The organism is Achromobacter animicus (assembly GCF_040775605.1).
Lineage (GTDB): Bacteria > Pseudomonadota > Gammaproteobacteria > Burkholderiales > Burkholderiaceae_B > Achromobacter > Achromobacter animicus.
The window spans coordinates 4,194,456-4,210,112 of sequence record NZ_JAYGJK010000001.1; the positions used below are offsets into that span (position 1 = coordinate 4,194,456).

Sequence of the window (15,657 nt, forward strand, 5' to 3'; positions counted from 1 at the left end):
GCCCGCCTTTTCAGGAGACTCCCTTGAGCAAGTTCGTCGTCAAACACGTCGCCGTGCTGGGTGCCGGCGTCATGGGCGCGCAGATCGCCGCCCACCTGGCCAATGCCGGCGTGCCGGTCACGCTGTTCGACCTGGCCGCCCGCGAAGGCGACCGCAACGGCACCGTCAAGAAGGCGCTGGCCGGTCTCAAGAAGCTGGAACCCGCGCCGCTGGCCGGCGCATCACGCCTGGCGCTCATCACGCCCGCCAACTACGATGACGACCTGGAGCGCCTGCAAGGCTGCGACCTCATCATCGAAGCCATCGCCGAGCGCATGGACTGGAAGACGGCGCTGTACGAGCGCATTGCCTCGCATGTCGCGCCCGGCGCCATCGTCGCCTCCAACACCTCCGGCCTGTCCATCGACGCGCTGGCCAACGCGCTGCCCGCCGGGCTGCGCGACCGCTTCTGCGGCATCCATTTCTTCAATCCGCCGCGCTACATGCGCCTGGTGGAAATCATCGCGACGTCACACACGCAGCCGGCCGTGCTGGACCAGCTGGAAACCTGGCTGACGTCTGCGCTGGGCAAGGGCGTGATCCGCGCGCTGGACACCCCGAACTTCGTGGCCAACCGCATCGGCGTGTTCTCGATCCTGGCCGCCATGCACCACACCGCGCGCCTGGGTCTGGCCTTCGACGAAGTCGACGCGCTGACCGGCCCCAAGATCGGCCGCCCCAAGAGCGCCACGTACCGCACCGCCGACGTGGTCGGGCTGGACACGCTGGCCCACGTCGTGGGCACGATGGAAAAGAACCTGCCCGACGATCCGTGGCATCAGTATTTCGCGCTGCCGGAATGGCTGTCGGCGCTGATATCCAAGGGCGCGCTCGGCCAGAAAAGCGGCGCCGGCGTCTATCGCAAGCAGGGCCGCGAGATCCAGGTGCTGGATCTGAAAAAGCAGGATTACGCTCCCGGCACCGGCAAGCTGGCCGACGAGGTGGCGGCGTTGCTCAAGGAACGCGATCCGGCCAAGCGCTTTGCCGCGCTGCGCGCCAGCGACCATCCGCAGGCGCAATTCCTGTGGAGCCTGTTCCGCGACATCTTCCACTACAGCGCCGTGCAGCTTGAGCACGTGGCCGACAACGCGCGCGATCTGGACCTGGCCATGCGTTGGGGCTTTGGCTGGTCGCAAGGCCCGTTTGAAACGTGGCAGGCCGCCGGCTGGCAGGCGATTGCCGCCGCCGTGGCCGAGGACATCGCCGCCGGCCGCGCCATGAGCAACACGCCCCTGCCCGCCTGGGTGCTGGAGTCCAACCGCCAGGGCGTGCATGCGCCGGAAGGCTCGTATTCCGCGCGCACCGGCAAGCTGCATCCGCGCTCGACGTTGCCCGTGTACGCGCGCCAGCTGTTCCCGGAGCGCGTCGTAGGCGAAGCCCCCGACGACCGGGGCGTCACCGTCTGGGAAAACGAAGGCGTGCGCCTGTGGAACCTGCCGCAGGTCGACGCCGGCATCGCCATCCTGTCCGTCACGTCCCGCAACCACACGCTGGGCGCGGAAGTGCTGGGAGGCGTGCTGCAGGCGGTGGCCAAGGCCGAACGCGAATTCGACGGCCTGGTCATCTGGCACGACGCGCCGTTTGCCGTGGGCGCCAACCTGCAGCAGGTGGTCGAAGCCTGCGCGGCGGGCCAATGGGAGATGCTGGAAGCCACGGTCGAAAAATTCCAGCGCGCGTCGCAGTCGTTCAAGTACGCGCAGATTCCGACGGTGGCCGCCGTGCAGGGCATGGCGCTGGGCGGCGGCTGCGAATTCCTGATGCACGCCTCGCACCGCGTGCTGGCGCTCGAAAGCTACATCGGCCTCGTCGAAGCGGGCGTGGGCCTGATCCCGGCGGGTGGCGGCAGCAAGGAATTTGCCGCGCGCGCTGCGGCGCTGGCGGCCAAGACGGCCACGCCCGGCGAGGTCTTTCCGTATCTGCAGCCGGTCTTCCAGACCATTGCCATGGCCCAGGTCGCCAAGAGCGGACTGGAAGCCATCGACGCCGGGTTCGCGCGCGAGCACGACATCGTGCTGTTCCATCCCGGCGAACTGCTCTACGTGGCCATCGGCCAGGCGCGCGCCGCGGCGCAGGCCGGGTACACCCCGCCCGCGCGGTTGCAGAACGTGCCGGTGGCCGGCCGCAACGGCATCGCCAACTTCGAGATGGTGCTGGTCAACATGCGTGAAGGCGGCATGATCAGCGCGCACGATTACCGCGTGGCACGTAGCGCGGCGGTCGCGCTGTGCGGCGGCGAGGTCGAGACCGGCACGAAGGTCGACGAGGAATGGTTGTTGGCCGTGGAGCGCAAGGAGTTCGTGGCGCTCTTGCGCACGCCGGAAACGCAGGCGCGCATCCGCCACACCCTGGAAACCGGCAAACCACTACGGAACTAGCCCAAAGGAAATGGATATGAGCACGCAGATCCAAGACGCCTACATCGTCGCCGCGACGCGCTTGCCGGTGGGCAAGCGCAATGGCGCCTACGTCACCACCCGCCCCGATGACATGCTGGCCGCCGCACTGAATGGCGCGTTGGCGCAGGTGCCAGGGTTGGACGCAGCCCGCATCGAGGACGTCATCGCCGGCTGCGCAATGCCGGAGGCCGAACAGGGCATGAATGTGGCCCGCATCAGCCTGCTGCTGGCGGGGCTGCCGCAAAGCGTGGCGGGCGTCACCGTCAATCGCTTCTGCGCGTCCGGCTTGCAGGCCGTGGCGGACGCCGCCGCCCGCATCCGCATGGGCGAGGCCGACATCATGATCGGCGCGGGCACCGAATCCATGAGCGCCATGCCGCAGATCATGGGCAACAAGGTGTCCATGAATCCGGAAATCTTTGCCCATGACGAGAACGTCGGCATGGCGTTCGGCATGGGGCTGACCGGCGAGAAGGTCGCCGAGCGCTGGAAGGTGTCGCGCGAAGACCAGGACGCCTTTGCGCTGGCGTCGCACCAGAAGGCGTGCGCAGCCATCGCTGCCGGCCACTTTCGCGCCGAGACCACGCCTTATGAAGTGGTCACGCATCTGCCGGACGGCGCCAGCGGCGCGGTGCGCGTGGCGCGCCGGCTTATCGAGCTCGACGAAGGCCCGCGCCCGGACAGCAGCCTGGAAGCGCTGGCCCGCTTGAAGCCCGTGTTCTCCACGCGCGGCAGCGTCACGGCCGGCAACAGCTCGCAGATGTCCGATGGCGCGGCGGCCGTGATCCTGGTGTCCGACCGCATCCTGCGCGAATTCAACCTCAGCCCGCTCGCCCGCTTTGTGGGCTTTGCCGTGGCCGGCGTGCCGCCTGAGGTCATGGGCATCGGTCCGGTCGCCGCCATTCCCAAGGTGCTGGATCGCGCCGGCATCAAGCAGGACGCGCTGGACTGGATCGAGCTCAACGAAGCCTTTGCGGCGCAGTCGCTGGCCGTGATCCGCGAGCTGAAGCTGGACCCGGCCAGGGTCAACCCGCTGGGCGGGGCCATTGCGCTGGGCCACCCGCTGGGCGCCACCGGCGCGATCCGCACCGCCACGATCACGCACGGACTGCGCCGCACCGGCGGCAAGTACGGGCTGGTGACGATGTGCATCGGCACCGGCATGGGCGCCGCCGGCCTGTTCGAGGCCCTGTAAGCAGGCGGCGGACAGCGTGAAGCCCTACTGGTTCAAGAACCTGTCGCCCGAGTGGCGCGCGCGGCTGATGCGGGTGGGCTTCAACCTGCATCCGGCGTTTCGCGCCACCGGCGGCCGCGTGTTGCACGTGTCGCCGGACTTCCAGCACATCCGCATCAAGCTGCCGCTCTTGCGCCGCACGCGCAATATCGTGGGGTCGATGTACGGCGGCTCACTGTTCGCGGTGACGGACGGCGCGCATCCGACCATGCTGATGTCGGCGCTGGGCGCCGATCACATCGTGTGGGACAAGGCGGCATCGATCCGCTTTCGCAAGCCGGCCTACACCACGCTGTACGTGGATTTCCGGCTGCCGCCGGGCGAGATCGCCGAAATCCGGCGCCTGCTTGCCTCGCATCACGAAACGACCCGCACCTACACGGTCGAATTGAAGGACAAGGACGACGTCGTGTACGCCGTCGTGGAACGCACGATCTACATCGCAGACAAGAAGTTCTACAAACAGAAGAACACTGGAGGTGACCAATGCGTTTCAACCCCGGAGGGCGCGCCGCTGCCCTGAGTCTGATCCTTGCCGCCAGCCTGGCGGGCGCGCCGGCCCACGCTGACGTCGACGTCGCCGGCGTGCGCGTGCCCTGCTGCGCGTCTGGCTGGGCGACAGCCCCGCGCAGGCTTCCCTGAAGAAAGCCCTGTTGGGCAACTAGGGCCTTGCGCCCCAACGGAACCGCAAGACATGGAACGAATCTGGCACAAGAGCTATCCCTACGGTGTGCCCGCCGAGATCGAGACCGACGGCGAGACAACGCTGGTGACGATCATCGAGGAAAGCTTCCGGCGCTTTCCGGACAAGACGGCCTACATCAGCATGGGCAAGTCGATCACCTATGCCGAACTGGACGCGCTGACGCGCCGCTTTGCCGCATGGCTGCACGCCCAGGGCCTTGCGCGCGGCGACCGCGTCGCGCTGATGATGCCCAACCTGCTGCAATACCCGGTCTGCCTGTTCGGCGCCCTGCGGGCCGGCTGCATCGTGGTCAACTGCAATCCGCTCTACACCGCGCGCGAACTGGAACACCAGCTGGCCGACGCCGGCGCGCGCGCCATCGTGGTCGCGGACAACTTCGCGGCCACGTTGCAAAAGGCCTTGCCCGGCACGCAGGTCGAGCACGTGGTGGTCACCTCCATCGGAGAAATGCTGGGCCCGATCAAGGGTCGCCTGGTGGACTTCGCGGTCCGGCGCGTCAAGCGCATGGTGCCCGCGTGGTCGCTGCCCGGCTCGCACAAGCTGGGCGACGTACTGAGTGCGGCGCGCGACCTACCCTACACCGACATGCGGCTCTCGCCTGCCGACCTGGCGTTCCTGCAGTACACGGGCGGCACGACCGGCGTGGCCAAGGCCGCCATGCTGTCGCACGGCAACATGGTCGCCAACGTGAGCCAGGCCTACGCGTGGGTAAGACCCCTGGTGAAAGACGGCGAGGAATGCATCGTTACGGCCCTGCCGCTGTATCACATCTTCGCGCTGACGGCGAACTGCCTGACCTTCATGAAGCTGGGCGCGAGCAACCTTCTCATCGTCAATCCGCGCGACATCCCCGGGCTGATCAAGGAAATGGGCAAGGTGCCGATCTCGGCCTTCACGGGCGTCAACACGCTCTTTAACGCGCTGCTCAACCACCCCGATTTCGCCCACCTGGATTTTTCGCGCCTGCGGCTCACCATGGGCGGCGGCATGGCGGTGCAGCGGTCGGTGGCGGACCGGTGGCGCGCGGCGACCGGCGTATCGATCGCCCAGGCCTACGGCCTGACTGAAACGTCGCCCGCCGTCACCATCAATCCGCTGGACACCAAGATCTTCAATGGATCCATCGGATTGCCCGTGCCCTCCACGGATCTGTCGATCCGCGACGACGCGGGCCGCGAACTGGGCATCGGCGAAAACGGCGAAATCTGCGTGCGCGGTCCGCAGGTCACGCGGGGCTACTGGAACCGGCCGGACGAGACGGCGCTCGTCATGTACCCGGACGGCTTCCTGCGCACGGGCGACGTCGGTTATGTCGACGAGACCGGCTACGTGTATCTGGTCGATCGCAAGAAGGACATGATCCTGGTGTCCGGCTTCAACGTGTACCCGAACGAGGTCGAGGACGTGGCCGCGTTGCATCCTGGTGTACGCGAGGTAGCGGCTGTCGGCGTGCCGGACGAACGCTCCGGCGAGGCGGTCAAGCTGTTCGTGATCCGCAAGGACCCCACGCTGGACGCGGAAACGCTGATCGCGCATTGCCGCAGCCAGTTGACCGGCTACAAGGTGCCGCGCCACATCGAGTTCCGCGACGACCTGCCGCGCACCAACGTGGGCAAGATTCTGCGGCGCGAACTGCGTCCCGACGCGCCGGCGCCTGCCGCCACGCCCGCCGCCAACCCTCCGGCCCCCGCGAATCAGGCGACCCGCCAGGACTGATCGGCGCACCGCCGACCGCACCCCGTTTTTGCGCGTGCAACACTGTCGCGCGCCGCCAACAGCGGCCGCGGCAGCGTCCCGCATCAAGCCGCGCTTCAACCTAATGAATTCACAGGGGATTTCTGTGGAAGCCCTGCCACGCTGGAGCGCCGCAGGGCTTTTTTACATCTTCCCGCGACGCGCGCTATTGGCTGAGCACATCGCCACAATTGATAATTATTATCGTTGTCATTTCTATACGTAACTGGCCGCACCCAACCGACGCCAGTGGGGAGATCCTCTTGAAGCACCACCACACCCCCGCCGCCCCGCGCGCGCGGCTGCACACCCGTGTTCCCGCCGCCGCCGCGCTGGCCGCCTGCCTGGGCGCGGGCGCCGCGCATGCGCAGCCCGAACAGCCCGCCACCCTGCCCGCCGTGCAGGTGCTGGGCACCGGCGAAACCGCCACCGGTCCCGTCGACGGCTACGTAGCCCGTCGCAGCGCCACCGGCACCAAGACCGACACGCCATTGTCCGAAACACCCCAGGCCATCACCGTGATCCCGCGCGAGCAGATCATCGACCAGGGTTCGCAGAACGTGCAGGACACGATGAACTACGCAGCCGGCGTGCGGCCCAACGCCTACGGCGTGGACAACCGCGGCGACTACGTGCGTGTGCGCGGCGTGGAGCCCGTGCAGTACCTGGACGGCCTGCGCCAGTTCTTCAGCTTCAACAACCCGCGCACCGAGGTCTATGGCCTGGAACGCGTGGAGGTGCTGCGCGGCCCGTCGTCGATGCTGTACGGACAGGGCAGCACGGGCGGCATCGTCAACCTGGTCAGCAAGCGCCCGCAGGCCGAGCAGCAGGGTGAAATCGGCGTGCAGCTGGGCAACTTCAACCGCCGCGAGATCCAGGCCGACATCACCGGCCCGCTGACCGAGGACGGCCAGTGGCTGTATCGCGTGGTGGCGCTGGGCCGCGACAGCGACACGCAGGTGCAGTATGCGCAGGACGATCGGATGTTCCTCGCGCCGTCGCTCACGTGGCAACCCAGCGCAGCCACGTCGCTGACGCTGCAGGCCTCCTGGCAGAAGGACCGCTCCGGCACGACGCAGTCGTTCCTGCCCTGGAGCGGCACCGTGGATCACAATCCCAACGGCCGCATTCCGACGCGCCGTTTTGCCAGCGAACCGGGCTTTGACACCTACGACACCGAGCAATTCAACGTCGGCTGGCTGTTCGAACACAAGTTCAACGACACCTGGAAGGTCCGCCAGAGCTTCCGCAACACGGTCAGCAGCGTGGACTACAAATCGCTGTACCCGAACGTGTATGGCGACCGCCGCGGCGATTCCTATATCGACCCCGAGCAGACCACCGTCGACCGCTACTACTACATCAACAAGCCGCGCATGCGCACGCTGCTGGCCGACCAGAACCTGGAAGGCAAGCTGAACTGGGGCCGCACGCAGCACACCGTCATCGTCGGCATGGACTACACACGGTATCGCGAAACCAGCCAATCGGACAGCGGGCTGGGATCGCCGCTGAATCTGTACCACCCGGTGTATGGCAACGCGCCCGACTACACGCTCAGCGACTCGCCCAAGCAGCGCCAGCAGCAACTGGGCTTCTATGCGCAGGACCAGATCACGTTCGACAAGAACTGGATCCTGCTGGCAGGCATCCGCCGCGATCGCGTCGAAAGCACGGCCGAGGGCCAGGACAAGGAAACCGATCAGGCCACGACCAAGCGCTTCGGCCTGATGTACGCGGCCGACAACGGCTGGTCGCCGTACGTGAGCTACAGCGAGTCCTTCACCCCCATCGCGGGCGCGGACTTCTACGACCAGCGCTGGAAACCCATGCGCGGCAAACAGTGGGAACTGGGCTTGAAATACATGCCCCCGGGCGCCGACCTGGAATTCACGGCGGCGGCGTACGACCTGCGCGAAAGCAACCGCCAGACCAACGATCCGGACAATCCCAACAACCAGATCCAGGCGGGCAAGACGCGTACACGCGGCGTCGAACTGGAGATGCGCGGGCGCGTCACGCAAAACGTCGACGTGATCGCCAACTACATCTATACCGACATCGATCCGCAGCTTGAAGGCATGCCCAAGCACATGGTGTCGCTGTGGAGCAAGTACCGCTTCGCGATCGCGGGCCAGCCCGGCTTCGCGGTCGGCGCTGGCACGCGCTTCCTGTCCAAGTTCCGCGACGGCGGCGCGCCGGAGACGCCATCCGTGACGCTGTTCGACGCGATGGTCAGCTACACCAACGGACCATGGCGCTATGCGCTCAACGTCAACAACATCGCGGACCGCACGTATGAAGTGGTCTGCCTGGACCGTGGCGACTGCTTCTACGGTGCGCGCCGCACAGTCATGTTGAGCGGCGCCTACCGCTTCTGACGACAAAACCGTCCCCATATCCGGGACGGCAATTGGGGTCAACCTGTACGTACATGCTGTACGTACAGGTGTACACTACGATTTTTTCACCCGTCCGACAGACGCGCGCATGAACGTCTGCAACCCAGAAAAATCGTCCTGGAGACCTCGATAGTGTCGACCGCAACTACCCGCTCGCCCTTTTTTGGCACGATGCAGAAAATCCCTGGTGGATTGATGCTGGTGCCGCTGATCCTGGGTTCCCTGATCGGCACCTTCGCCCCTGATGCGCTCGCCATCGGCGGCTTCACCACCGCCCTCTTCAAGAACAGCGCGCTGCCGCTGATCGCGCTGCTGATCTTCGCGACCGGCACGCACGTCAACGCCCGCACCGGCGGCCCGATCCTGGCCACGGCCGGCACCATCCTGCTGATGAAGACGCTGGTGCCCGCCACGCTCATCATCATCCTCGGCAGCTACGTCGGTCTGGACGGTCTGTGGGGCGTGTCGATCCTGGCCATGCTGGCCGCGTTCGACAACAGCAACGGCGGCCTGTGGCTGGCCTACACCGGCCAATACGGCGATGCCCGCGACCGCGGCGCCTACGTCGCCAGCGCGGTCAACGACGGCCCCTTCTTCAGCCTGCTGTTCCTGGGCGCGTCCGGCTTGGCCGACATCCCGATGATCGCCTTGGTCGCTGCACTGGTGCCCTTCCTGCTGGGCGTCGTCGTCGGCAACCTGGACCCCAAGTGGCGCGACGTGCTCAAGCCCGTGCCCAACATCGTCATTCCGTTCTTCGCCTTTGCGCTGGGCACCGGCATCGATCTGGGCGCCGTGGTTGGCGGCGGCATCAGCGGCCTGATCCTGGGCCTGATCATCAGCCCGATCACGGGCGGCCTGGTCTACCTGGGCTACCGCATGATCCTGCGCCGCGGCGGCAAGAGCGGCCTGGGCTTCGCAGCCGGCACCACCGCCGGCAACGCCATCGCCACTCCCGCCGTGGTCGCGGCAGCCGACCCCAACTTCCAGCAGTACGTGTCCACCGCCACCGCGCAGGTCGCCGCATGCGTGCTGATCAGTTCCATTCTGGCCCCGGTGCTGGCATCCTGGTTCCTCAAGCGCGCCGGTGAACTGAAGTCCGAGGACGCCGACGCCACCGTCGCCCCGCCCCTGACCGAAGCCCGCGGAGAGGCCCTGTGAAACCCACCATCGCCATCGTTGCCGACGACCTGACCGGATCCGGCGACACCGCCGTGCAATTCGTGCGCGCCGGCTGGTGCACGCACCTGTCGATTGGCGGCTCGGACGAGGCCCTGTCCGGGCCCGCCCACGACGGCGTCGAGGTGCTGGCCGTCACGACCAACAGCCGCGCGCTTAGCGCGGCCGATGCGGCCGAGGTCATCCGCGGCAACGTACGTCAGTTGCGCGATGCCGGCGTGACCCGCCTGTACAAGAAAGTGGATTCGACGCTGCGCGGCGCATTCAAGGCCGAGATCGACGCGGCGCGCGACGCCTGGGGCGATGACGCGATCGCGGTGGTCTGCCCCGCCTTTCCGGCGACGGGCCGCACCGTCGAGCAAGGCATTCTGTATGTGAATGGGAAGCCGGTCACCGAAACCTCGGCCGCGACCGATCCGGTCACCCCCGTGACCGAAAGCCACATCCCCACCCTGCTCGGCTGCGCCCACGTCGCGCCGCTGGCGGAAGACACGCCGGAAACGCTGGCCGCGCGCATCGCGCACGCGGGCGGCGCCGTGGTGGTGGACGCGGCCACCGATGCCGACCTGGAACGGCTGGCGCGCGCCGTCGGCCTGCTGGGCGAGCGCGCCCTGCCCGTGGGCGCGGGCGGCCTGGCCGTCCCGCTGGCCCGCGTTTGGGCGGGCGCCGACCAGACCGCCCCCGTTGTCGTCGTGGTGACCTCGCAGCACAGCGCCGCACGCGGCCAGGCTGCCGCATTGCAGGCTGCGGGCGCCGACACCTGGCGCCCGTCGCTCGAACAACTGGCTGACGACGCGCAGTGGCAGGCCTGGAGCCAACCGCTCCTGCAGGCGCACGCGCAGGCCCCGCTGGAGGCCGGCACCATTCTGCTGCTGGCCCCCGAAGGCCAACGCGCCGGCCTGGATTCCGACAAGGTCGCCGACCGCCTCGGCAGCCTTGCCGCGCAATTGATCGCCGCCTCGCGCGCGGCAGGTGTCGTCGCCACCGGCGGCGACGGCGCGCGCAGCGTGCTGGTGGCCCTGCAGGCCAACGGCATTGCGTTGGTGGATGAAGTAATGGGCGGCGTGCCTCTGGGCACGCTGACCGGAGGCACGGCCGCTGGCCTGCCCGTGGTGACCAAGGCTGGCGGCTTTGGCACCGAAGACGTACTGGTTCGCGCGGTGCGCGCGATCCGCGACAGGAGATTCAAGCGATGACACAAACCCCTCCCGCAAAGCTGCCCCTCTTGGCCGTGACCTTGGGCGACGTAGCGGGCATCGGGCCGGAAATCACGGCCAAGATGCTCATGGGCCATGACGAACTGCGCCAGAAGGCACGCCTTTTCGTCGTTGGCGACGCAGACGTCATGGCCAATGCCGTGCGCAATCTGGGCGCCGACCCCGCCATCGTGCGCAAGATCGAACGTCCGGCCGACGCGACCAACACCCCCGGCTTGATCGAAGTGCTGCAGGCCGGCCCGTCGCTCGCGCACGTCAAGCTGGGCGAGATCAGCGCCGACGCCGGCGACGGCTCGGTGCGCTTTGTCACCACGGCCTGCGCCCTGGCGCGCGCCGGCGAGATCGACGGCATCGTCACCGCCCCGCTGAACAAGGCCGCGATGCACGCCGCCGGCCACAAGTGGCCCGGCCACACCGAACTGCTGGCGCATGAGTTCGGCGTCAAGACCTTCTCGCTGGTGCTGTCGGCCGGCGACCTCTACATCTTCCACGCCACGACGCACGTGTCGCTGCGCCAGGCCATCGAAGACGTGAACCCTGCCCGCATGCGCGCTGTCCTGCGCCTGGCCGGCTCGTTCGCCACGGCCTTGGGCCGCGCCGACGAACCCGTCGCCGTCGCGGGCCTGAACCCGCACGCCGGCGAAAACGGCATCTTCGGCAGCGAAGACGCCGACATCCTGGCGCCCGCCGTGGCCGAAGCCAACGCCGCGGGCATCCTCGCCGCCGGCCCCATCCCAGCCGACGCGCTGTTCCCGCAGGCCGTGCGCGGCAAATGGAAGTTCGTGATCGCCTGTTACCACGACCAGGGCCACGCGCCCTTCAAGTCCGTGTACGGCGATGACGGCGTCAACATCACCGTCGGCCTGCCCGTCGTGCGCGTGTCCGTCGACCACGGCACCGCCTTCGACATCGCCGGCAAGGGCATCGCGCGCGAAGACAGCCTGATCCTGGCCGCCGAGCGCGCCGCGCATCTGGCCCCGGGCTGGACGCATGTATGGGAAACTGCGCGGGCACAAACCGGAGGTTGATTCCCATGGCGCCCGCCACGCACGACGCATTGCCCGATCTTGACCGCGCGGGAGACATCCCGCTGCACGCCCAGGTGGCGTCGCGGTTGCGCGGATACATCCGCACGAACAAGCTCGCGGCGGGCGCCGTGCTGCCCAGCGAGGCCGCGCTGTGCGACCGCTTCGGCGTGGCGCGCAGCGTGGTGCGCCAGGCCCTCGCAGCACTTGCCGCCGAAGGCCTCATTCAACGCGAGACCGGCCGCCCCGCCACCGTGGCGGCGCCGCAGGAGCACCGCCGCCTGGTGCAGCGGTCCACCGGTCTGTACGAACAGTTTGCCCAGTCGGGCGTTGCGCTGCGCACGCGCGTGCTGGCGCTGGGCCCGGCCGAGCCGCCCGCCGAGGTTGCCGAGTTCTTCGGCACCACCCGCCTCCTGATGCTCGAACGCCTGCGCCACGTGGCCGAAGCGCCGCTGGCCTACGTGCGCACGTGGCTGCCCGCCGACGCGGTGCCCGGCCTGCGCGCCGAACACCTGGCCGACGCCTCCCTGCACGGCGTGCTGACGCGGCAGTTCGGTCTGCGCCCCGGCGCCGGCCGCAACCAGATCCGCGCGGTCGCGGCCGACAGCGCGCTGGCGGCCCTGCTGGACACGCAGGCCGGCACGCCGTTATTGATGCTGCAGGGCCAGGGCATGGACCAGCACGGCAAGCCGCTGGAATGGTTCACCACCTGGCACCGCGCCGAACAGCTGGTGTTCGACGTGGACGTCAGCATGGGACAGGAAAGCGTGCAACCCCGGCTGCATGAAACCGCGCCTGAGCCGCAGGCGCCGGTCAACGGACAGGACCCGCTGGCGCGCGCGCAGGCGCTGGTGGCGGAGTTATCGGCGGAATTGGCGCGACTGCGCGGGCAGTCCTGAATCACAACGCAACGCGCGCGATGCGGTTTTCAGCGTTCTGAACCGCTGCGATGCGCAGGCGCGTCAAGGCGCTTCAAGCCGCCTTCGCGCCGCTCCCGCTCGCCTTCCAGGCCGCCAACACGCTGTCGCAGATCGCCGGCGCCTCGCCCACATAATTCGCCGGATTGCCAAGACGATCGAGGTCATCGTCACTGAGCATTCCCCGCGTCGCGGCATCGCTTTCCAACGCTTCGCGCAGCGCATCCCTGAGCGAAAGCCCGTTCGCAACAGCATCGCGCGACGCGCGTTCCACCAGCGCATGGGCGGGCAGACGGCCGAGCCGGGCGCCCAGTGCCAGCATGTAGGCCTCGCCCAGAATGAGGCCATCGGTCAGCGCAAGATTCTTTGCCATGCGGTCCGGACACACCTGCAGCCCATCCAGCACGCTGCCCAAATGGCGCAACGCCCCACCCGTCAGCGCGGCAATCTGGGGCAGCACATCCCATTCGGCCTGCCAGCCGCCCAGCGCGCGTTCATGTTCCTGGATCATTCCCGACAGCATCGTCGACACCAGCGGCGGCACGCGTATTGCGGCGGCCAGGATGGCCGCGCAGCCCACGGGATTGCGCTTGTGCGGCATGGTGCTCGACCCGCCTCGCCCCGGGCCCGATGGCTCGCTCACTTCGCCGACCTCGGATTGCGCCATCAGCGACAGGTCCCGCGCAATCTTGCCCATCGTGCCGGTCAGCACCCCCAGCGACGCGGCCAGGCTGGCAAGCCGGTCGCGGTGCGTGTGCCATGGCATCGCAGCCGCGCCCAGGCCCAGCTCGGCGGCCAGCGCCTGCACCACCTCGTTTGCCGACGGTCCCAGGCTGGCCAGCGTGCCCGCGGCGCCGCCGAATTGCAGCAGCGCCATCTGTGACGTGTCCTGCCGCACGCGCAGCCGGCTACGTTCCAGCGCCTCCAACCAGCCCGCCGTCTTGGCGCCGAATGTCGTGGGCAGCGCATGCTGCAGCCACGTGCGTCCGACCATGATGGTGTTGCGATGCGCGCGGGTCAGCCGCGCACACGCCAGCGAGGCGCACTCCAGCCCCGCGTCCAGCCTGGCCGCCGCCTGAAGCATCTGCAGGACAAGCGCGGTGTCCAGAATGTCCTGGCTGGTCGCGCCCCAATGCACGTAGCGGGCGGCTTCGGCATCCACGCGCGCGACGGCCGCGGTCAGTTGCTTGACGAAGGGGATGGCGATGTTGCCCGCCGCCACCGCAGCCCTGGCAATGCCGTCCACGTCCAGCAGGTCGCGGATTTCGCCACCCCGGCAGACCTCATTGATGGCGGTTGCGGCACTTGGGGGAATGACGCCGCATTGCGCCTGCGCGCGCGCCAGGGCCGCCTCCACGGCAAGCATCTGGCCGAGGGTCGCCGCACCCGAAAACAGCGACAGGATCGCGTCATCCGAATAGATGGATTCGGTCAGCCCGGAAAGGTTGCTCATCGTGTAGACCTTGTCGCACACCGGCTCAGATGTCGAAGAACACGGTTTCTTCCGAACCCTGCAGGACGATGTTCCAGCGCAAAACGCCCGCCTCCGCCGCTGTTGCCACCAGCGTGCCGCGCCGGTGTGCGGGCACTTTGGCCAGGATCCAGTCCTGCTCGTTGGCGCCGGGCTCATCCGGAAAGTACATCCGCGTCGACAAATGCTTGAGCAGGCCGCGCATGAAGACGGACACCACCAGATGCGGCGCCTGCATCTGTCCGTCCGGGCCGGGCACACAGCCCGGCTTGATCGTGGTGAAACGAAAGCCGCCGTCCGGCTGCGTCGCCACACGGCCAAAGCCGCCGAAGCCCGGGCTGCCCTCGTCATGCCGGGGGTCGTCCGGATGCCCGTACACACCGCGCGCATCGGCCTGCCATATCTCGACCATGCCGTCCGGCACGGGATTGCCCTCGCCATCGATTACGCGTCCTTCTATGACGACGGGCGCCGCGCCCAGGTCGCCGCACCCTGCCGTCAGATCGTCACGGTTCAACCCGGACAGCCCGATGTGCAGGTAGGGACCGACAGTCTGTGAACTGGTGGGATAGAGCATGCGTTACTCCATGGGCGTGGCGTTGCGGCCGCGCAGGACGATGTCGAAGCGATAGCCCAGCGCGTACTCGGGCACGGTGGTCTCCCAATCCAGCGCAGCGATCAGCCGGTTGCGCGCCTTGGCGTCTGGCACGCACTGGAAGATGGGATCGAACTCCAGCAGCGGGTCGCCGGGGAAATACATCTGGGTGACCAGACGCGTGGCATAGGCTCGGCCAAACAGCGAAAAGTGAATGTGCTGCGGACGCCATCCGTTGTAATGGTTGCCCCACGGATACGCCCCCGGCCGGATCGTCTTGAACTGGTAGCGCCCCTGCGCGTCCGTGACGGTTCGCCCTTCGCCGCTGAAGTTCGGATCCAGCGGCGCATCGTGCTGATCGCGTTTGTGCAGATAGCGGCCCGCGGCATTGGCCTGCCAGATCTCGATCAGCGCGTCCGGCACCGGCCGGCCGTTCTCGTCCAGCACCCGGCCGGACACGATGATGCGCTCGCCGATCGCTTCCGCCGTGGAGACGCGGGTCAGGTCGTTATCGCCCTGTTTGACGAACGCCGCACCAAACATCGGCCCCGTGACCTCCGAAAGCGTCTGCGGCACGACGATCAGCGGTTCGTTCGGCGAGCGCAAACGCGTGGATCCATACGGATCGAAACGGTAGCCCGGCTGGGTGTCCCAGAAGGGGCGCCGGTATTGAGCAAGATCGGACATCGCGAAAAATCTCCAATGAATCGAGCTTCAGGTTGCGCCGGCGAGCGGCGCGGGAGGT

13 protein-coding genes are annotated in these 15,657 nt (G+C 67.8%); 10 read left to right on the forward strand and 3 right to left on the reverse strand.

Annotated elements, in window-relative coordinates:
• Positions 1 to 23 precede the first annotated feature (23 nt).
• The 10 genes from AB3147_RS19060 (at position 24) to AB3147_RS19105 (ending at position 12,828) form a co-directional block, all read left to right on the forward strand.
• The gene (locus tag AB3147_RS19060; RefSeq protein WP_367352710.1) at positions 24 to 2,414 is read left to right on the forward strand and encodes a 3-hydroxyacyl-CoA dehydrogenase/enoyl-CoA hydratase family protein; all 2,391 of its coding nucleotides are present in this window, start codon (positions 24 to 26) and stop codon (positions 2,412 to 2,414) included.
• A 16-nt stretch (positions 2,415 to 2,430) separates the two neighbouring features.
• A complete protein-coding gene (locus AB3147_RS19065) occupies positions 2,431 to 3,630 on the forward strand; it encodes an acetyl-CoA C-acyltransferase (RefSeq protein ID WP_367352711.1) in 1,200 nt (399 codons plus the stop codon).
• A 16-nt stretch (positions 3,631 to 3,646) separates the two neighbouring features.
• Entirely contained in the window at positions 3,647 to 4,192 is a 546-nt protein-coding gene (locus AB3147_RS19070; protein WP_367352712.1) for a DUF4442 domain-containing protein, read from the forward strand.
• Positions 4,193 to 4,265: 73 nt separating this feature from the next.
• Positions 4,266 to 4,334 (forward strand): chalcone isomerase family protein, encoded by a 69-nt coding sequence (locus tag AB3147_RS19075; protein ID WP_438861028.1) that lies wholly within the window; start codon positions 4,266 to 4,268, stop codon positions 4,332 to 4,334.
• 29 nt (positions 4,335 to 4,363) lie between these two features.
• On the forward strand, positions 4,364 to 6,091 hold the full coding sequence (locus tag AB3147_RS19080) for an AMP-binding protein (protein ID WP_367352713.1): 1,728 nt from the start codon (positions 4,364 to 4,366) through the stop codon (positions 6,089 to 6,091).
• A gap of 281 nt (positions 6,092 to 6,372) precedes the next feature.
• Complete coding sequence (locus AB3147_RS19085; protein ID WP_370633054.1) at positions 6,373 to 8,490, forward strand: TonB-dependent siderophore receptor; 2,118 nt, start codon at positions 6,373 to 6,375, stop codon at positions 8,488 to 8,490.
• 192 nt (positions 8,491 to 8,682) lie between these two features.
• On the forward strand, positions 8,683 to 9,669 hold the full coding sequence (locus tag AB3147_RS19090; RefSeq protein WP_255809193.1) for a 2-keto-3-deoxygluconate permease: 987 nt from the start codon (positions 8,683 to 8,685) through the stop codon (positions 9,667 to 9,669).
• On the forward strand, positions 9,666 to 10,883 hold the full coding sequence (dtnK, locus tag AB3147_RS19095; RefSeq protein ID WP_367352714.1) for a D-threonate kinase: 1,218 nt from the start codon (positions 9,666 to 9,668) through the stop codon (positions 10,881 to 10,883). The genes AB3147_RS19090 and dtnK overlap by 4 nt, the downstream gene beginning before the upstream one ends.
• The gene (gene pdxA, locus AB3147_RS19100) at positions 10,880 to 11,932 is read left to right on the forward strand and encodes a 4-hydroxythreonine-4-phosphate dehydrogenase PdxA (protein WP_056323631.1); all 1,053 of its coding nucleotides are present in this window, start codon (positions 10,880 to 10,882) and stop codon (positions 11,930 to 11,932) included. Before dtnK ends, pdxA begins: the two co-directional genes overlap by 4 nt.
• 5 nt (positions 11,933 to 11,937) lie before the next feature.
• On the forward strand, positions 11,938 to 12,828 hold the full coding sequence (locus tag AB3147_RS19105) for a GntR family transcriptional regulator (RefSeq protein WP_367352715.1): 891 nt from the start codon (positions 11,938 to 11,940) through the stop codon (positions 12,826 to 12,828).
• 73 nt (positions 12,829 to 12,901) lie between these two features.
• Here the strand turns inward: AB3147_RS19105 and AB3147_RS19110 are convergent, their stop codons facing one another.
• From AB3147_RS19110 to pcaH, 3 genes are read right to left on the reverse strand one after another with little or no spacing between them, the layout of a single operon-like run.
• Entirely contained in the window at positions 12,902 to 14,299 is a 1,398-nt protein-coding gene (locus AB3147_RS19110; RefSeq protein ID WP_367352716.1) for a 3-carboxy-cis,cis-muconate cycloisomerase, read from the reverse strand.
• 25 nt (positions 14,300 to 14,324) lie between these two features.
• The gene (gene pcaG / locus AB3147_RS19115; protein ID WP_367352717.1) at positions 14,325 to 14,894 is read right to left on the reverse strand and encodes a protocatechuate 3,4-dioxygenase subunit alpha; all 570 of its coding nucleotides are present in this window, start codon (positions 14,892 to 14,894) and stop codon (positions 14,325 to 14,327) included.
• A gap of 3 nt (positions 14,895 to 14,897) precedes the next feature.
• Positions 14,898 to 15,599, reverse strand: a complete 702-nt coding sequence (gene pcaH, locus AB3147_RS19120) for a protocatechuate 3,4-dioxygenase subunit beta (protein ID WP_175126187.1) — start codon at positions 15,597 to 15,599, stop codon at positions 14,898 to 14,900.
• Positions 15,600 to 15,657: the final 58 nt, after the last annotated feature.